Here is a 19,914-nt window from a genome sequence, read left to right on the forward strand (position 1 = left end):
CTTTAAAAACTAGGAAGCTGAATATATTTATGAAATTTAAGCATTACTCAGATAATTTTATAAGTAATACTAATATTGATGCATATCTGTTATATTTTTATCCGTGGTTAAAAATTAAAGACTACTAACACTATGTTTTTAGCCCATTTTGAGCAAGTTTCAGAAAACTTGAAAAAACAAAAATGCCTTTATACCAGCATTTAAACCACCTGATATAAAGGCAAAAATGTAATTATTGGGATATCCGGGCTCGAACCGAAACATGCAGGAACCAGAAACCTGTGCCTTACCATTTGGCTATATCCCAGTGTTAAATCACCCGCACGAGAATTGAACTCGTAACTCCACCTTGAGAGGGTGGCGTCTTAACCATTTGACCAGCGGGCAAAATCAACAGTAATTATTATGCTTGAAGATACACGTAATGTCAAGTAGTTTTCACGCTTTAGCGGTAAAAATTATCGAACTATTCTTTTGGCAAACGCATCATTATTTTCAGTTGACTATCAGTAGCCACAATTTCTCAAAATTAATTTGAGAATTGTATATAATAGAGTAAGATACTTTTACTAAAGGATAGTTTTTATGATTGACTACTCAAACACCCAGAACTTAATCGAATCAATGGTCACGGAGCGCATTGTACCGGGTGTGAATTATGCTTTTATTAAAGATGAACAGGTTTTTACTTCAACCGTTGGCTTTGCGAGTACTTACCCCAAGGTGACGCAACTGAGTCCGTTTGCCATTTATGATTTAGCCAGTCTGACCAAAGTGATTATCACTGAAAATATTTTGCTTAAATTATATCAAAATGGACAGCTCAATTTTACTGAACCACTGCATGACTTTATTCCTGAATTTAAAGATGAACGCGTACGTCTTTTTCATTTGCTAACTCACACTAGTGGAATAAGGGGCTGGATAAAAAATAGGGATCAATTATCTCGCGAGGAATTAATCGATGCTATCATCCACTTGCCTGTAACAGAAGAATTTGAACATAAAATGCGTTACGCAGATACCAATTTTATTCTTTTAGGTTTAGTTATCAAAAAAATATTTGGTAAACCAGTTCAAGAAGTTGGTCAGAACATAATAATTGAGCCCGCTGGACTCAAAAATACGACTTTTACTCCCGAAAAAGACTTATGTGTTCCCACTGCAGTTTATCAAGGAAGAGTTTTACAAGGAATTCCTCACGATCCCAAGGCACGCCAATTAGGAAGCGATTGTGGCTCAGCCGGTCTGTTCTCTTCTATGAACGATTTGGTTAAATTAAGTAAGGGGTACTTGGGCTTGGATGAAAGTATATTGCCTTATAGTCAAAACTTAGTCGCAAAGCTATTCGAAAATAAAAATCCCCAAGGCTTAAAGCCTCGTTCATGGGGTTGGGACCTACGCTTTGATCCAGAGTTGCACTATCCCTTAATTCTTCATACGGGATTTACTGGAGTTCTGATGCTTCTCGATAGAGTTAAAAAATCTGGTTTAATTCTTTTGACCAATCGCATACACCCTACTGGCCATAATCAAGTCTTCTTAACAATGAGAGAAAGAATCATTCAAAGCTTTTTAAAAGAAAACGACCATTAAAAAAGCAGCTTCATATAGAAGCTGTTTTTTAACACTTTTTACGATTAGGCCAAAAATGATAAACCAGATCTACCACTGCTTGAGCAAGCATGCCACCAGCCATCCAGTACATTCCCATCATCATATTGCCTGTAAAGGTAAAGTAAGCAGTAATAGCGTATACTACTACCCACAAAACTTTAAAAAATAAGTTATCACACATCATTTGTAAAAAACTCCCTTCAATTTACTTAGAATTATACCGTTTTTAACGTAAAAAAAGGGGGTTATTTCAAGTTATTTAATCACATTAAAGCTCAAGTTTCATTATGATCTGCCATAATTGTTATTAATTCAAAATTTTTACATTCGTAAGCATTAACGAACTTTTTTAAAAAAATTTTTTTGATAAAACCTATTTGATCATTTTTGTGAGTTATGTAATTTAATTAGTTTTTTAACTATCAAAAAGGACTTTAAAATTACAATTCTAAAGTCCTTTTATTTGTTATTCAAAATAATTAGAAACTGTAATCAATGCACATGATTGTGGCATTAGTTCCAAGTTAATCTTGCCATCTTGCATTTTTAGGCTTTCCGCTTTTAATTGTGAAGCAGCACGCAATTCTTCAACTTGCTCATTGTTAACATAGGTTGGTTCTCCCATCTTCTGCCACAATTTCTTTGGATTAGCATGGTTTTCATCAATTCTGTTAATTTCACAAGTACCACTAATTGTTTTGTCCAGATTTATTTCCAATTGTTCTGTTTTTATTGGCTCTTTTGGCACATTATGATTATATGCGACGATTTGCAAATCTTTACCTTTTTGAACAGCTAAAATTTCTGCAGTAGCATTATTATTATATTCAACTTTTATTCTTTGATCACCGAGATTATGGAATATTTCAAATAATCTATAAACTGGTTTTTCAATGCCATCCACTGTTTGCAAACCAAAGCCACCGTGAAAGACTCCTGGTTTTTGGGATTCTTCTTCAAAAATGTCTGAAAATGCCCAATAATCATAACCTTCAACTAGTCCATCATTATCAGCCAGAGTTTTGGCTACCATTGCTGCTCCATAAGGAGTATCATGAGCGGAGTCTCCAACCATCGCTGAAACGCTCCACTCCGTATAAAATAGTGGGTAGTTTTGAGCTTCTTCTCTTGTCTTCGAAGTCATAACTTTAAGTATTCCTCGAGGATAATCTTGTGGAACTCCATTAGTCTTTTTAAAGAATTCGTCAATATCCATGCCACTTTCCCACAACGGATCATCTGTTGGATAATGATGTGTTGAAATAAAGTCCAGCGGTAAATTATTTTTCTGACAAAAGTCTATCATATCTGGTATCCAGGAATTGTAAGATGTAGCTGGACCACCAAAGCGGAGCTTTTCATCAATCTTCTTAGCAGTTCTTACTGTTATTTCATACAAGTGGAAGTAATCTTCTTTGGTACCTGAGAAAAAGCGCGATAAATTTGGCTCATTCCAAACTTCAAAGTACCATGATTCAACCTCATCCTTACCATAGCGCTCAAGAATATGCTCTATGAATTTAGCAATTAGTTCTTCCCATGCCTTATCGGATTTAGGCATGGAATTATTGCCGCCATAAGGAAAGATTTGATTTTTTTGTGAAGCTAAACAACTTGGCATAAAGCTTAATTCTACAAAAGGTTTCATTCCTATTTTTAGTAAAAAATCATATATTTTATCGATATTAACAAAATTATAGGTGATGCCTTGTGATTTGCCCGTAAAATCAAAGTTTTCAATGCAAACACTCATCTCATCGTCAAATAAGCCATGAAAACGGACAAATTTGATACCCATATCCTGGTGTACTTTTGTTAATTGCTCTTGATAGTCAGCTCTCAAAGCAGTATAAGCATGACTACTACCAACACACATTTCCCAATAGTGTGGAAACGATGTTTTTTTACTTGAATTTATTTTAAAATCTAACATTCTAATTTTTTCCTTTCATTTTTTCAAAATCACTGACTGCAGGCAGTTTAAGAGCAAAATTGTTTTCTAACCACTTGGCACATAAATTGGTCCATTGATTAACAACGGGAGAAATTTGAGCTTTAGAACCAGCAGCAGCTTGTGAAGCTAAGCTTAGACCATGAGTACCTTGGTCAAAAATATGAATTTCATACGAAATATTATTTTGGGCTAAAACGGAAGCCAGTTCCAATGAGTGAAGCGGATTAACCAAGGGGTCAGTTGCAGTTGTCCATATGAAAAATGGCGGTGTATCACTATCAACATGATCAACTGGGCTAAGTTTGGTTTCAAGCTCTCTATCTGGAACTTCTGTACCACATGTAACAATGTTTGAAGCTGTCATAAAGTGGTAGTCCATAGGATTATTTTTCCTCTTTTCAAGATCGGCATCTAAAAGATGATAATCAGTGATGGCATAACCAAGAATAGCAAAGGCTGGCCGTAAATCATTTTTGTCTACGCCTAAATAATCTGTTACAACCGGCTCATTAAATTCTGTGGAATAAAGAGCGGCAACATGTCCGCCAGCTGAAAAGCCACATACTCCAATGCTTTCAGTATCAACGTGCCATTTTGAAGCATTTTTTCTGATCAACAACATGGCCTCACCGAGTTCTCTTATCTGCTTAGGATAAATCGTATTTTCCTTCTTGGGCAAAGTCTTAGACAAGTCTGACATTTCTAATGTATCTGAGAAGTATGTAGTATATCTTAAAACAAAAGCGTGATAGCCAAGCGAAGCAAAATACATGGCAATTGGTTCAGCTTCGCGGTCCGAGCAAGTGAAGAAGCCTCCACCAGGGCAAATTATGACTGCTGGTCTATTCTTGCCATTTAAAGTTTCTATTGAGTCGTCCAAAACATAGGTAGTCAGCGATGCAGATTGATTTTCTTTACCTAAAAATATTTTTTTGATTTTCATTTTAATCTTCTCTTTTTTCATTATTTTGTTTTTCTACTCGGCTACCGAATCTGGTGATAAACAAGACACCTGCAGTTACAACTGAGACAGCTATGCCAGCCATAAATGAATCGTGTCCTGGTGCAATCTTTACGGCTGCTAGTAACATTGGCACAATCATGCCAGCTACGGAACCAATTAAAGTATTAATTGAAACTGCTAATGGAAACTGCTTTTGATCAGTTAAAATTGACATTTCATAAGGGGCTGTGGCATTAACTAACACGATGCCCATACCTGAAAAAGCGTTGCCAATAATATGCAAAACAACGTTAGATGAGAATACAATACAGATGAAGGATAATGCAAATGCGATGAACCCCCAGGCAATAGTATCTTTTTTGGTGAATTTTCTAATATAAGTTAAAAATGCGGCTGTTAAGATACCACCAATATTACCTAACGCCGTCACCATTGCTACATAAGCAGTTCCCTTGTTTTGAGTTGCCAAAACAATAGACTGATTAGATAAAAAAGTCATCATTGCCAGTGAAAGCATAAAATTAATCAAATACAAAATGTAAACATAGCCGTTAAAGTGCTTTAATAACGTCCAAAAGCCAAGTTTTTTACTGTCTTTATTGTTTTTATTATCATTCGAGAGTTTTTGGTCTTGGGGAATTAATACTAGAGCCAAAGCAAAAACTACTAAACCCAGACCATAGATCCAGAATAAATTGCGCCAGTTGCTATTACCCAAAATGCCACCCAGGGCGGTAAAAATCATCATACCAACGTTAGTAACACCGGTAGCCCAGCCCATAGTAGTGGCACGAGCTTCACCTTCAAAGTTTTCTTGCAATAAAACCGGTACTACATTGGTGATGGTGCCAGTACCAAATCCGACCAATACCATGCAGGCCAAAATCAAGTTAAGACTATTACTGTAGATTGCCGGTATCAGACCACCAATTGCCACAAATAAAATCGCCATTAAGCCCAAATTCTTCCTAGTCATTTTAAAAGTTAAATAAGCAAAAAATATTGTAGAAATTATTTGGCCAAGTTGCGGTATAGAACCTAGCAGCTGGACTTTAGAAATTGGTTCTTTAGGAAAGGATCGTGCTATTGCCGCAATTGCCGAAGTAACGGCAGTACCCAGCATTAAGAGCAAATTCATACTCAAAATACCTATGGCCTTAGAAATTTGTTTTTTAGTCATGAAAGTTACCTTCGTTTTCTTAGTCAAAATCCACATTAAGTTTAGGCAAAACATTTTCATCGTGTTTTACAATCACAACAGCTTTACCAGAAAAAAGTTTAATTTTACTTAAAGAATTTTCGCTGATATCAGAAGGATTGCCATTAGTCAATCCGATGATCTGACCATTAATTGCTTTAATTTGCAACGAACTATTATCATCGGGAACAAAGTGATTTTGTCCATCAATTGCCTTTAACTCAAATAAAGTACAGTTTTTGCCCCGGTACAAAATAGCAGTATTTACTTTACTAATTTTGTCACTGGTTTCCTTTTTATCTTCAAGCGCAAGCTTATCTTTCACGTATCCTTTAGCTAAAAGCTCTCCAGGTTCATATTTAATCTGCCAATTACATTCATAGTTTTTAACGGCTTTTTTGCCTAAACTTTTATGGTTGATAAACAGTTCAACCTCATCCAAGTTTGAAAACACTCTGACTTCGGTTTGACCATTTTCAATTGTTAAATCAGTTTTATTCCAAGAAGGCATGAGATGAAGTACCGGCTGATCTTGCCATTGAGCCTGATAATAGTAGAAATAGTCTTTAGGTAAGCCCCCTAAATCCATAATTCCAAATTGAGAACTAATACCCGGCCAACCAAAAGGTGACGGTTCACCATAATAATCAAAGGCGGTCCACAAAAATACACCACCCATATATTCATGTTGATGCAGGTAAGACATCACAGTTTCAGGACGCGCAGTCCCACCTACTCCCGGATCTCCCGGCTTTCTTTTCCCTGGTAAAACCATTGAATATAAAGAGCCAAAATTATTAGTGTGACAGTTTTCAGCATCATCTTTGTAAATACCACGTGTTGAAAAGTACGATGCGTTTTCAGTACACATCATTGGTAAGTTCGGATGACTTTGATGAATAAGTTCAGCTCCTTCACCCATTACACCTGCTTCAGGATAATTGACTCCTAATATGTCAAAGTACTTGATATAATCGTCATTTACTTTTCCCTCTGGATTTAACAATTCTGCAGAAATTAATAATGTATCAGGAGATAAATAACGAATAATCTCTGTGATCTTTTTTACTGAACGACGACCATATTCTGTATTGCCGATAATCTCTTCATTGGCAATTGACCAAAATGAGATACATACATGGGATCGACTTTGCTTTACCATTCTAGTCAAATTTCTTAATCGCCAAGGTGTAGCCTCTAAAAGACGGTTTTCATCAATTAAAATTATTCCCAAGCGATCACATGCGTTTAATAACTCTTTTGCAGCAAAGTGGTGTGAACTCCTAAGCGCATTAACACCCATTTCCTTTAGCCTTTTGATTTTAAAATCAATAATATCTTGATTTAAAGCTATGCCAACCCCACCAAAATCCTGATGCTCACATACACCTTTCAACAGATAAAGTTTGCCATTCAAATGAAAACCATTGACATCATAGTTGACTGTTTTAATACCAAAAGTTTGTTTTAAAGAGTCATTTTCAATTTCCAATCTTGCTTGGTATAAATTAGGATGCTCAGGCGACCATAATTTTGGTTCTTTTATCTCAAATGCTTTGCTAAACCGTCTGACTGACTGAGATTGTATTGTCACAGTCGCAAAATCAATTTGAATCGTTTGATCTATTGTGAGTTTTGGTGTGACAGAAATAGGATGATTTAAATCATTTTTGACAGCAAAGCTGACCAACATTTTTGCATTTTGATCATTTATTTTCGTTGTCCTAAAGTAAAACTCATCACTTTCTAAATGGACTAAATCTCTGACTTCAATCCAAACATTCTTATAGATTCCGGCTCCTTCATACCACCACCCTTCAGAACCGGTTGTTGTATCGGTACGCACGAGAATAACATTATTCCCATCGCTAGCGAATCTAATTATTTGTGAAACATCATAGTCTATCTCTACATAGCCACTGTCATTGTGTCCCAAATAACAACCATTAAACCAAATATCACTTGACCCCATAATGCCATCAAAATGTAACAGATACTCCCTATCTTCTGATGAATCTGTTGCAAGTTTAAAAGTCTTGCGGTAATAGGCTATTCCATCAAGTTTAGAACCGGTCATCAACGTATTCGGATCATTTTGATATGGTTCACGTCTTTTCCAATCATCAGGTATATTAATTTCCTGCCACGTTTTATCCAAAGACTTAATAAAATCTGTACCAGCCAAATTCTGTAAACCTTTATCGGGATCACCATTAGATATTAAGTTTAAGAAGTGATTACCTCCCGGACCAACTGGAAGAATATTGCCAGTTTCATTTTCAAGTGGAGCCGTTAACCCACCAAAAGCATACGATTTTTTTGCTAATATTTTTGGTTTTTGGATTTCACCCAAATGAAATTTCCAGTTATAATTTAAAGAAATGGATTCGTTCATATTAGCCTCCTTTTTTTACTTTCCAATGTTATTATAAGCGCTTTCATAGACTAATCAGATATACTTTTTAGTCCTAAATTTAACAAAATTAATGTTAGGAGAAAAAATGAACCGTAGAATTTATATGTCTTACAATGCTATTCAAAAATACTTGTCATTTTGTTTTTTTAAAAGACATCAAAAAATTTCTTTACTGGATGCAATTTTGCATTTATATCAAAAAAGTAATTATTCGTATGAATTGCCTAAAACTCCAAATTCTTTAAACAAGTCTCATGATATTTTTTCACTCTATCAATGTTTGCAAAATTTACATGTTGACGTAACTCCAATTATCCAAAAACCCCAACAGCTATATAAAAACGTGTCAGAATCTTATTTCATGTTTGCAGAAAAAGATGCCAAAATTTTACTGCAGTTTCAAAATGAATTAGTTCATTATCATAAACACGACTATTTTGAAATAGACTTAGTATTAGACGGAGAAACTAAGTTTTTTACCGATAATTCAGTCTCTACCATACACAAAGGTGACCTAGTAATAATTTCACCTAGTACTTCTCATAAAATAGAAGTCATTGAGAGTAGTATCGTTATCTGTATTGTGATGAAGAAAAGTACTTTTGATAATTCATTTTTTAATTTAATAAAAGCTGATAACATACTTGCTGATTTTTTTAACAAATGTCTCTATAGTTCGACTGAAAACTATTTAACATTTAACGTTCAAATCACTGAGAAAATTTTAGAAATAATCCAAAATATATTCATTGAGTCTTATTCTTCCTTACCACAATCAAATGCGATTTGTTGTGATTATATTTCTATTTTATTATCCTATGCTTTACGCGGTTTAAGCGAGTCAAATAATTTTAAAACTTATGATAATGATCTGACCAATAGATTTGCTAAAATCATTAATACCATTAAAGTTAATTGTGATACTGTCAAGCTAAAGGATTTAGCCCAACAATATAATTATGATAAAGCGTACTTAGGAAAGTTGATTTCTAAAAAAACAGGTCATTCTTTTAACTATTTACGCAACTATTACCGTATACAAAAAAGTTGTAACTTACTGAAATATACCGATGATAGTATAAACAGCATCAGCGAACAAGTAGGCTATAGTTCAGTTAACAGCTTTGAAAGAAGTTTTCAAACTATACTCCACCTTACTCCCAGCGCATATCGCAGAAAATCTGAGTAGTTTTTATATGTAATACTCAAATGTAATCAGCTTTCTCACAATTAATTTATAATTCAAAAAACCAACTTCGACATACAGGTCAAAGTTGGTTTTAAGTTATATTCAAGTATTTATTTACTACGCTGATCTAATCTTGAAGAAAATAATTTGAAATAGTGATGAGTGCACATGATTGCGGCAGTAATTCCAAATTTATTTTGCCACTTTTGATAGCTAATTGTTCTGAGACAAGTTGAGAGGCAGAACGCAATTTTGCTAGTTGTTCTTTGTCAACATAAGTTGGTTCTCCCATCTCCTGCCACAATTTCTTAGGGTTAGCATGATTTTTATCAATTCTGTTAATTTCACAGTTTCCATTAAACTCGTGGTCAAGATCAATAGTTAATTGTTCCGTTTTAATTTTGCCACTCGGTACGTTATGGTTGTAGGCAACTATTTGTAAATCTTTACCTTTTTGAACAGCTAAAATTTCTGCAGTACTATTATTGTTATCTTCAACTTTAATTCGCTGATTACCAAGATTATGGAAAAACTCAAACAAGCGATAAACTGGTTTTTCAATGCCGTCCACTGTTTGCAGACCAAAGCCGCCGTGAAATACACCTGGTTTTTGGGATTCTTCTTCAAAAATGTCAGAGAAAGTCCAGTATGAATAACAATCCACCAAACCGTCATTATCTGCCAAAGTTTTGGCAACCATTGCTGCTGCATATGGTTCATCATGAATAGCATCACCTAGCATAGCTGAAACGTTCCATTCAGTATAAAACAATGGATATTCAGCTGCTTCTTTCCTAGTTTTACTAGTCATTTCTTTGAGGATGCCACGGTGATAGTCAGTTTGCTTTCCTTTAGTTTTCTTGAAAAATTCTTCAATATCCATGCCACTCTTCCATAATGGATCGTCAGTAGGATAATGATGTGTTGAAATAAAATCTAAAGGCAAATTATTTTGTTGGCAAAAGTTTACCATGTCTGGAATCCAAGAATTATAAGATGTGGCAGGTCCACCAAAACGTAATTTCTGATCAATTTTCTTAGCTGTTTTTACAGTGATTTCATACAAGTGAAAATAATCATCCTGTGTACCAGAGAAAAATAGTGGCAAATTTGGCTCATTCCAAACTTCAAAATACCATGATTCTACTTCATCTTTACCATAGCGGTTAATAATATGCTTGATAAATTTAGCAATTAGATTCTCCCACGCTTCATCAGATTTAGGCATGGAATTATTACCACCATAAGGAAAGATTTTATTCTTTTTTGAAGCTAAACAACTTGGCATGAAACCTAATTCAATAAAAGGCTTCATCCCTATTTTTAGTAAAAAATCATATATTTTATCGATATTAACAAAATTATAGGTGATGCCTTGTGATTTGCCCGTAAAATCAAAGTTCTCAATGCAGACACTCATTTCATCGTCGAGCAAACCATGAAAACGGACATATTTTATTCCTAGTTCATCATGTACTTTTGTTAATTGCTCTTGATAGTCAGCTCTCAAAGCAGTATAAGCGTGACTGCTGCCAACACACATTTCCCAATAGTGTGGAAACGGTGTTTTTATACTTGAATTTACTTTAAAATCTAGCATTCTAATTTTTTCCTTCTCCTTTCATTTTTTCAAAATCACTGACTGCAGGCAGTTTAAGAGCAAAATTGTTTTCTAACCACTTGGCACATAAATTGGTCCACTGATTAACAACAGGAGAAATTTGAGCTTTAGAACCAGCAGCAGCTTGTGAAGCTAAGCTTAGACCATGAGTACCTCGATCAAAAACATGAATTTCATACGAAATATTATTTTTGGCTAAAATGGAAGCCAATTCCAGTGAGTGAAGCGGATTAACTAAAGGGTCAGTTGCAGTTGTCCATATGAAAAATGGTGGTGTTTCACTATCAACATGATCTACTGCACTCATTTTAGTTTCAAAATTTTTGTCTGGTCTCTCTGTACCACAGGTAGCAACATTTGAAGCTTTCATAAAGTGGTAATCCATAGGATTATTCTTTTTCTTTTCAAGATCGGCATCTAAAAGATGATAATCAGTGATGGCATAACCAAGAATGGCAAAAGCTGGCCGTAAATCATTTTTGTCTACGCCTAAATAATCTGTAAGAACTGGTTCATTAAATTCTGTGGAATAAAGAGCGGCAACATGTCCACCAGCTGAAAAACCGCATACACCAATTCTTTCGGTATCAACGTGCCACTTTGAAGCATTTTTTCTGATTAATAACATGGCCTGACCAAGTTCTCTTATCTGTTTAGGATAAATCGTTTTCTCCTTCTTGGGTAAGGGCTTAGACAAGTCTGGCATTTCTAATGTACGTGTGTAGTATGTAGTATATCTTAAAACAAAAGAGTGATAGCCAAGCGAGGCAAAATACATGGCAATTGGTTCAGCTTCACGGTCCGAGCAACTGAAGTAGCCTCCACCAGGGCAAATTATGACTGCTGGTCTAGCTTCACCTTTTAAAGTTTCTGTTGAATCATCTAAAACATATGTTGTCAGCGATGCAGATTCTCTTTCTTTATCTAAATAGATTTTTTGGATGTCCATTTTAATTTTCCCCTTTAACTTTATTCTGTTGTTTTTCTACACGACTACCGAATCTAGTAATAAACAACACAATAGCTGTAGCAATTGAGATAACGATTCCTGCTATAAATGAATCACGTCCCGGTGCAATCTTTACGGCTGCTAGTAACATTGGTACAATCATTCCAGCTACGGAACCAAGTAAGGTATTGATTGAAACTGCTAGTGGAAATTGTTTTTGATCAGTTAAGATTGACATTTCATATGGGGCAGTAGCACCAACTAATACAATCCCCATACCTGAAAAGGCATTACCAATGATGTGCAAAACAACATTAGACGAGAACATGATACAGATGAAAGATAGAGCAAATGCGATAAAACCATAAGCAATAGTATCGTTTTTAGTAAATTTTCTAATATAAGTTAAAAACGCTGCAGTAATAATTCCTCCTATGTTTCCTAGGGAAGTTACCATAGCAACATAAGCTGTACCTTTATTTTGTGCTGCCAGGACAATAGACTGATTAGATAGAAAGGTCATCATTGCTAGTGAAAGCATAAAATTAATTAAATATAAAACATACACAGAGCCTTTAAGGTGCTTTAATAAGGACCAAAAACCGACCTTTTGACCATTTCTACTATTTTTATTGCTGTTAGTGAGCTTTTGATCTTGCGGAATTAAAAACAGCGCCAAAGCAAAAACTACTAAACCTAGACCATAGATCCAGAATAAGTTGCGCCAGTTGCTTCCACCGAGAACCCCGCCTAGGGCGGTAAAAATCATCATACCAACATTGGTAACTCCGGAACCCCAACCCATTGCAGTGGCACGGGCTTCACCTTCAAAATTTTCTTGTAATAAAACTGGAACAACGTTAGTAATGGTACCAGTACCAAATCCAACTAGGACCATGCAAGCCAAAATCAAGTTAAGACTATTACTGTAGATTGCTGGTATCAGACCACCAATTGCCACAAATAAAATGGCCATTAAGCCCAGATTTTTTCTGGTCATTTTAAAGGTTAAATAAGCAAAAAGAGCAGTTGCTATAATTCCTCCAAGATTTGAAATGGATCCTAATAATTGTACTTTAGAAATAGGTTCGTTCGGAAATGATCTTGCTATTGCTGCTATCGCTGAAGTAACAGCAGTACTCAACATTAAAAGCAGATTCATACTCAAAATACCTATTACTTTAAAAATTTGTTTTTTAGTCATTTTCTTCTCCTCCTATGGATTCGCTTTCATTCTTCAGTTTAAAGTATATTAGTGAATTTTTGCGATAACCATAGTCAAAAAACAGGGAAATTATATTCATTTCCCAGTTTTTTTTAAAAAAAAGAAATAAAAAATCCGACAAAACAGCCCTATAAAAATCCATTTTATCGGATTTTTAGTCTGATTTTAAACTCACTTCAGTTAGTAATTGCAAATCATAACTTTTACAATAATTTACTAGCTATTTTTCTGCCGATACTCTGCTGGCGAAATTCCAAAATATTTTTTAAAAATTTTATAAAAATAAGATGGGTTTTCGTAACCAACTTTATTAGCAATACGATCAATTGGGGCAACTGTATATGATAAATATTCTGCTGCCACATTAACTCTTTGTAAATGAACGAGTTGGATAAAGGTCTTCCCTGTGTGCTTTTTTAAAAAGTCGGACAAATAATTCGGATTAAAGCCAAAATAGTTGGCCATTTCTTGCAAGGTGATTTTAGCGTAATTTTTTTCAATATAAAGTAATAAAGAAAGTAAGTTTGTTTTTTGCTTGCGAATTTCTTTCACGACGTTTCCAGAATAATTAGCTTGGCGGATTAAACGCGAAAACAGAGTCAGCATCTCCAATCTGATCAACTGGTTAGACTGGCTATCAGGATGATAATATTCATAAATCAAATCGTAAATAAGAGCAACAATTTTAGAATTTTCTTTTATATCAAACAGATTATACCGTCCTTCACCATATTCCTCATCAGAAAGAAGCGAAAATAAAATATTAGAAATATTGGTGCCGTTTTTCTTGTGATGTAAAAAATCAAGGTCATTAAGTGAAAAGGCGGAACTGCGTAAAGCAATATTGACAACTACTCCTTTTGAGCTGATTGGACTAACTTTATGAACAGTTTTATTCCCCATAAAAATAAGATTATTTTGTTTAACTTTAATCTTTGTTCGCTCGACGTAAACGAAACAGTCTTCTACCAGTGGAATCATAATTTCTACATAATTATGAATGTGGTAAGGAATAAACGATTTTGTCGGTTGAACCGTAATTGAAATTGAACTATTGTTCAAAACTAGGTCGTCTGTATAAGTTTCAAAAAAACGATATACTGGCTCTTTACCTATCCTTCCTATCTCTTTGGTAAGATTACCGTTTTTGGCAATCGTTGCTATAACATCTTCCCATTCTCTGGGCATATTTCTACTTCGAAGTAGCTGCAGAATTTCTTCTTTCAATTTATTTTCTCCTCGTAGAATCTAAATATTTTTAAGAATAATAAATAAAACCTGTGAAATCGACATACTACACATGACTTTTGACAATAGCGATAGCGCTAACATTAAGCTACAATAAACTTGTTTTCGAATCAATATATTTATAGCACATGGAGGAAAATAATGACAGATCTAACAAAAAAGCCTTATAACTTATCAAGCGCAGAAATTGATTTTATCAAAAACAAAGTGGCAAATATGCCACTTTCTGCTAAAATAGGACAACTTTTCTTTGTAATTGGTGAGGATGAAGACAACACTGACTTAACAGAGTTTGTTAAAAAATATCAACCAGGTGGCATCATGTACCGGCCTGATAAAGCCCAAAAATTGCAACATGAAATAGCAGTATCTCAAAAAGCAAGTGCAACTCCCCTGTTCATTGCTGCTAATTTGGAAGCTGGCGGCAATGGTTTATTAACTGAAGGCACATGGTTTGGCAGACCCTTACAGGTTGCCGCTACGGATGATGAACAGAATGCATATAATTTGGGTGATGTATCAGGCTATGAAGCAAAACAAGTTGGCGGCAACATGTCTTTTGCACCAATTGTTGATTTAGACCAAAACTTCCGCAACCCGATCATGAATGTGCGCACATTTGGTAGTAGCGAAGAGCGTGTCATCAGAATGTCTGATTCACAAATCAAAGGTCTTAAAGCTAATCATGTTATTCCGGTAGCTAAACACTTCCCTGGAGACGGCGTTGATGAACGCGACCAACACCTCTTGAGCTCAATTAACTCCTTGCCTGCTGACAAATGGATGGAATCTTACGGGCAAATCTATCATCATTTAATTCAAAATGGTCTGCCTGCTGTCATGATTGCCCACATTATGCAACCAGCTTGGGAACGTCGCTTACAACCTGGTATTGAAGATAAGGATTTACGTCCTGCATCTACTTCCAAATTGCTAATTGATGGCCTTTTGCGCACTGTTTTGCATTTTAATGGTCTTACAATAACTGATGCCACACCAATGATCGGATACAATGCAATTTTGCCACGTTCAGAAGCCTTACCTGCAACCATTAATGCGGGTATCGACATGATCTTATTCAACAAGGATATCGATGAAGACTATCAATTTGTGACTGACGCAGTCAAAAGTGGCAAGATTTCTATGGCAAGAGTAAACGAAGCTGTTACCAGAATAATTGCAACTAAAATTGCACAAGGCGTAATGAATACAGAAAATAATCTTTGCGACCCCGCATCGCAAGAAATTAATTTAAAGTTAGCTGAACACGAAAAACTGGCCGCCAAAGTAGCACAAGAATCTGTTACTTTAGTTAAAGATCGTGACAAACTGCTACCGATTACACCAGAAAAATATCCTCGTGTTCGTTTAGTCGTTTTAGGTGATACAGACGATGGTGGTTTTAAGGAAGGCGGTAAAGTAACCGCAAAATTTAAAGAGAAACTGACAGAAAAAGGATTTAAAGTTACAGTTTTTGATCGGAAAAATCTTAATTTTAAAGAGGTTTTCGAAGGTGGAGTGCAATATGAAAAAGATCAATTTGACCTGGCATTTTATGTTGCTAACGTTGAAACGGCAAGTAATCAAACGACAACAAGACTTGATTGGATTCATCTAATGGCAGCAGACGCTCCGTGGTTTATGAAGGACATCCCTACTGTTTTTGTTTCCACTTGTAATCCCTATCACCTATTCGATATTCCAATGGTTTCAACTTATATTAATGCTTATACAGGCAATGATGTCACAATTGATGCTCTTCTGGAAAAAATGATGGGAAATGATAAATTTAGTGGACATAGTCCTGTAGATCCATTTTGTGGTCGTTTTGAAACTCGTTTATAAGGAGGAAAAACAATGTTAAAAATTAAAGATATTTCAGTCAACCATTATACTGAGCCTCTTGGTTATGATTTAGACAACCATTTGAGAATTGAATTCAGCGCTGAAGCGAGTCAGATTTCAAGCAATATTCAAAAAAGAATAACAATTGATGCAAATGAACCAATTTTTGACAGTCAGTGGCAACAATATGACAACAATTACTTTGACTTTGAATTGGAGCTTAAACCGCGCACGAGATATAAAGTTACTGTTTGGTTAAAAAGCGCTGATACTCAAACAAGCGCAAAAAGTTTCTTTGAAACTGGTAAGATGAATGAGCCTTTCACAGCCGAATGGATTGGCAACGAAAATAAAGAAATTCAAAATACACTTTTAAAGAAGAAATTTACTTTACCTAAGAAAGTTGTTAATGCACGTCTTTATATTAGCGGTTTAGGTGTTTACGAAGCTTATTTAAACAAGCAAAAAATTGGTGATGAGTTTCTTGCACCAGGCGTCACAGCTTATGACAAGCTAGTACAGATTCAAACTTATGATGTTACCGCAATGCTGGGGGAAAAATCGCAGCAAGAACTTTTGATTTCACTTGGTGATGGTTGGTATAAAGGCAACTTTGGCTTTGATGGTGGTAAAGATTGCATTTATGGCGACCAGCAAATGGCTATTGCTGAAATGCATATCGCATATGATGATGGCAGCAGCCAAGTGATAAATACAGACGCTTCTTGGAAAACTACTGCTGGAAAAATTACCAAATCAGCCATTTATTATGGTGAAGACTTTGACGCTACCAAGAAAATAACTAATTGGCAACCGGCAATCGTATTACACCATTCTAAGGAAATATTGCACGACCGTTTAAGCCTACCATTAAAAATAAAAGAATATTTGCCTATTAAAGAAATTATTCATACTCCTAAAGGCGAAACTGTTCTTGATTTCGGTCAAAATCAGGCTGGTTGGCCAGAATTCAAAAATCAGGAACCTTCTGGCAGCGAAATTGATTTACAAGTGGGAGAAATTCTGCAAGATGGTAATTTTTACCGGGATAATCTTCGATTAGCTCGTGCTGCCTTTCATTATGTTTCGAATGGTAAAAAAGAATGGATTAGACCACACTTCACCTACTACGGTTACCGCTATGTTAAAGTTTCCGGCAATTCTCAGCCATTAAGAAAGGATGATTTTAGGGCAGCGGTAATTTATTCCGATCTTGAAATTACTGGTGGTATAGAAACTACTAATGACAAAGTTAATCGTCTGCTCCAGAATGTTTTGTGGAGTCAAAAAAGCAACTTCTTTGATGTTCCAACAGACTGTCCACAACGAAATGAGCGTTTAGGCTGGTCCGGTGATGCCGACGTCTTTGCCAGCACTGCCATTTTAAATATGAATGCTTACGCCTTTTTCAAAAAATATGCTAAAGATATGAAAATTGAACAGGCTGCACACAATGGAATGCTAACAATGTACGCTCCTGCAATGGGCAATAATAGTGGTGGTGCAGCAATTTGGGGAGATGCCGCAACCGTTATTCCCTGGACAGCATACCAAGCAACAGCTGATCCGGCTATTTTAAGACAAAATTACTCCAGTATGAAGTCCTGGGTAGATTGGATTGGTCAAGCAACCACTACCAAGAATCTTTGGACTGGTTGCTTTCAATTCGGTGATTGGCTGTCTTTAGATGGTGAAAACCCAGCGATGCCTAGTGGAAAGACTGACGAAGATTATATTGCTTCAATTTATTACGCCTATTCCAGTTGGATTGTTGCTCAAACAGCTAAAATTTTAGGTAATGCCAGTGATGCTAAGAAATATGAACAACAAGCTCAAGCTATTAAAATAGCCATCAAAGACGAATTTATTACTAAAAATGGCCGGCTGGCAATTGACACACAAACTGCATACGCCCTAGCCCTTCATTTCGATTTAGTACCAGAAAAACAGAAAAAACGTGTAGTTAAAGATTTAGTTCAAAGGTTAAATAAGGATCACAACCATTTGCAAACTGGCTTTATTGGAACGCCTTTTATTTGTCAGGTTTTATCTGAAAATGGCGAACATAAGTTAGCGACACAAATTTTTCTAAATGAAGATTTTCCAAGCTGGCTTTATGAAGTAAATTTAGGAGCTACTACTATTTGGGAACGTTGGAACTCCGTGCTGCCTGATGGCTCAATGAATCCTGAAGGAATGAATTCTCTTAACCACTATTCAATCGGAGCAATCATGCAATGGGTTTATCAACAAGTTTTGGGATTAAGAAAGCAAACCAAGGGCTACCAAAATGTGCTCTTTGCGCCTCAATTTGATTATCGGTTTAAAAAGGTTTCTGGACACTATCACAGTTCATATGGTGACCTAAAAATGGCATACCAACTTGAAACTGATGCTCGGCACACTATTAAAGTCACGCTCAATATTCCGTTTGGTCAAAAAGTAACCGTAAAACTACCTAGAGTGAAAAATAAAGTAGAACTTAATGGTCAACCAGCATCTTTGCCATTGGAATTAACTAATGGTGACTTTACAATCTCTTATGTACCTGAAAGAAGTTATATCGAATACTACAATATCAACATGCCTGCTAAACAACTAATGGATGATTCAAAACTTGTTAAACAGTTAAGGCCAATTAATCCAGTCTTTGATTTTTTACAAGATTCAGATAACATCGAAAAATTTGGCGAAAATTCCCTGGTAAAGTTAAACGGTTTGTTGCCATTTATTAATATCGCAGACGAAGATTTTACCCATATTAATAAAATACTTGACACAACACCTGTAGCAAGTGAAAGGAAGTTTTTAAATGAAAGGCGTTCTCTTTGATTTAGATGGAGTCATCGCAGATACATCCGTCTATCATTTCCAAGCATGGCGCAAATTAATCAAAAATCATTTCAATCTTGAATTGCCGGATGACCTGGAAAAACAAACTAAAGGTGTTAATCGCAGCGATTCTTTAAAAGCAATTTTAAACTTTTTAGATATCTCCGTTTCAAAAGAACAGTTTAATGAAATGACTAATGAGAAGAATAATATTTTTCGCAATTTGCTGGCCAATTTAACACCTGCAAATATCTTGCCCGGAATTAATGAATTGATTTCTGCCTTTAAGAAAAATAATGTCAGACTTTGCTTGGCTTCGGCGAGTCTGAATGGCCCCTTTATTTTAGAAAAATTACAATTAACAGATGCATTCGATGCTATTGCCGATCCTAGTAAAGTTGCCGCTGGGAAACCTGCTCCTGATATCTTTATAGCAGCAGCTGCGGCCATAAAGCTCAAGCCACAAGACTGTGTTGGTATTGAGGACTCAATTGCTGGCATCACTGCTATTAATAAGTCAGGGGCATTATCCGTTGGTGTTGGCTCTAAGAAAGACCTCAAAGATGCTAAAGTCCTTTTCCCTAAAACAGCAGCTTTAAACTATAAGCAAATCGAAACTGCCTGGAAAAAATTTAGCTTGGAAAAATAATTAGAAAATAAAAGCTCGTGAATAAAATAATATTTGAAGTTAACCCCCGGAATTGGACAAAGATTCCAATTCGGGGGTTTTCTTATGTCTAAATATTTACTAAAAACAAAATTAGAAGCAGTAGATTTGTATCAAAGAGGATTTAGTACAAAAGAAATTCAAGAGAAATTACATATCACATCACGTAAATCTATTGATGGTTGGATC

15 protein-coding genes and 2 tRNA genes are annotated in these 19,914 nt (G+C 35.5%); 6 read left to right on the top strand and 11 right to left on the bottom strand.

Features of this window, described 5'->3' with window-relative positions; genetic code table 11:
• Positions 1-235: 235 nt before the first annotated feature.
• Both ACFQ32_RS02695 and ACFQ32_RS02700 read right to left on the bottom strand, forming a co-directional pair.
• A tRNA-Gln gene (locus ACFQ32_RS02695) sits at positions 236-307 on the bottom strand.
• Positions 308-315: 8 nt separating this feature from the next.
• Positions 316-387 (bottom strand) — tRNA-Glu (locus tag ACFQ32_RS02700).
• A 198-nt stretch (positions 388-585) separates the two neighbouring features.
• Here ACFQ32_RS02700 and ACFQ32_RS02705 point away from each other — a divergent pair.
• Positions 586-1,596, top strand: coding sequence for a serine hydrolase domain-containing protein (locus ACFQ32_RS02705; protein ID WP_046324698.1), 1,011 nt, complete (start codon positions 586-588; stop codon positions 1,594-1,596).
• A 28-nt stretch (positions 1,597-1,624) separates the two neighbouring features.
• On the opposite strand, the gene ACFQ32_RS02710 is transcribed toward ACFQ32_RS02705, so the two are convergent.
• From ACFQ32_RS02710 to ACFQ32_RS02730, 5 genes are all read right to left on the bottom strand, one after another.
• Positions 1,625-1,801, bottom strand: a complete 177-nt coding sequence (locus ACFQ32_RS02710) for a hypothetical protein (protein ID WP_167334237.1) — start codon at positions 1,799-1,801, stop codon at positions 1,625-1,627.
• A gap of 282 nt (positions 1,802-2,083) precedes the next feature.
• Positions 2,084-3,550: a GH39 family glycosyl hydrolase gene (locus tag ACFQ32_RS02715; RefSeq protein WP_046324697.1), complete on the bottom strand. Its 1,467-nt coding sequence runs from the start codon at positions 3,548-3,550 to the stop codon at positions 2,084-2,086.
• Position 3,551: 1 nt separating this feature from the next.
• Positions 3,552-4,514 (bottom strand): alpha/beta hydrolase, encoded by a 963-nt coding sequence (locus ACFQ32_RS02720; RefSeq protein ID WP_046325196.1) that lies wholly within the window; start codon positions 4,512-4,514, stop codon positions 3,552-3,554.
• 1 nt (position 4,515) lies between these two features.
• On the bottom strand, positions 4,516-5,715 hold the full coding sequence (locus tag ACFQ32_RS02725) for an MFS transporter (RefSeq protein WP_046324696.1): 1,200 nt from the start codon (positions 5,713-5,715) through the stop codon (positions 4,516-4,518).
• Positions 5,716-5,734: 19 nt separating this feature from the next.
• Positions 5,735-8,128: a DUF4982 domain-containing protein gene (locus ACFQ32_RS02730; RefSeq protein WP_046324695.1), complete on the bottom strand. Its 2,394-nt coding sequence runs from the start codon at positions 8,126-8,128 to the stop codon at positions 5,735-5,737.
• A 106-nt stretch (positions 8,129-8,234) separates the two neighbouring features.
• Between ACFQ32_RS02730 and ACFQ32_RS02735 the strand changes: the two genes are divergently transcribed.
• Positions 8,235-9,338, top strand: coding sequence for a helix-turn-helix domain-containing protein (locus ACFQ32_RS02735; protein WP_046324694.1), 1,104 nt, complete (start codon positions 8,235-8,237; stop codon positions 9,336-9,338).
• Positions 9,339-9,465: 127 nt separating this feature from the next.
• Here ACFQ32_RS02735 and ACFQ32_RS02740 read toward each other — a convergent pair whose 3' ends face one another.
• The 4 genes from ACFQ32_RS02740 to ACFQ32_RS02755 all read right to left on the bottom strand — a co-directional run bounded on the left by ACFQ32_RS02740 (position 9,466) and on the right by ACFQ32_RS02755 (position 14,360).
• Entirely contained in the window at positions 9,466-10,938 is a 1,473-nt protein-coding gene (locus tag ACFQ32_RS02740; RefSeq protein ID WP_046324693.1) for a GH39 family glycosyl hydrolase, read from the bottom strand.
• Between the two features lies 1 nt (position 10,939).
• Positions 10,940-11,908 carry an alpha/beta hydrolase gene (locus ACFQ32_RS02745; RefSeq protein WP_046324692.1) on the bottom strand — a complete coding sequence of 323 codons (969 nt, stop codon included), beginning with the start codon at positions 11,906-11,908 and terminating at the stop codon, positions 10,940-10,942.
• 1 nt (position 11,909) lies between these two features.
• Positions 11,910-13,112, bottom strand: coding sequence for an MFS transporter (locus tag ACFQ32_RS02750; protein WP_046324691.1), 1,203 nt, complete (start codon positions 13,110-13,112; stop codon positions 11,910-11,912).
• Between the two features lie 237 nt (positions 13,113-13,349).
• Positions 13,350-14,360 carry an AraC family transcriptional regulator gene (locus ACFQ32_RS02755; protein WP_046324690.1) on the bottom strand — a complete coding sequence of 337 codons (1,011 nt, stop codon included), beginning with the start codon at positions 14,358-14,360 and terminating at the stop codon, positions 13,350-13,352.
• A gap of 162 nt (positions 14,361-14,522) precedes the next feature.
• Between ACFQ32_RS02755 and ACFQ32_RS02760 the strand changes: the two genes are divergently transcribed.
• The 4 genes from ACFQ32_RS02760 to ACFQ32_RS02775 form a co-directional block, all read left to right on the top strand.
• Positions 14,523-16,226 carry a glycoside hydrolase family 3 protein gene (locus ACFQ32_RS02760; RefSeq protein ID WP_046324689.1) on the top strand — a complete coding sequence of 568 codons (1,704 nt, stop codon included), beginning with the start codon at positions 14,523-14,525 and terminating at the stop codon, positions 16,224-16,226.
• A 12-nt stretch (positions 16,227-16,238) separates the two neighbouring features.
• Positions 16,239-19,058 carry an alpha-L-rhamnosidase gene (locus ACFQ32_RS02765; RefSeq protein ID WP_046324688.1) on the top strand — a complete coding sequence of 940 codons (2,820 nt, stop codon included), beginning with the start codon at positions 16,239-16,241 and terminating at the stop codon, positions 19,056-19,058.
• Complete coding sequence (gene pgmB / locus ACFQ32_RS02770; RefSeq protein WP_046324687.1) at positions 19,039-19,707, top strand: beta-phosphoglucomutase; 669 nt, start codon at positions 19,039-19,041, stop codon at positions 19,705-19,707. Before ACFQ32_RS02765 ends, pgmB begins: the two co-directional genes overlap by 20 nt.
• Positions 19,708-19,791: 84 nt before the next feature.
• On the top strand, positions 19,792-19,914 hold a 123-nt coding region (locus tag ACFQ32_RS02775), incomplete at its 3' end, for a helix-turn-helix domain-containing protein (RefSeq protein WP_379906883.1).

This window comes from Lactobacillus melliventris (genome assembly GCF_042679465.1).
In the GTDB taxonomy this organism is placed as follows: domain Bacteria; phylum Bacillota; class Bacilli; order Lactobacillales; family Lactobacillaceae; genus Lactobacillus; species Lactobacillus melliventris.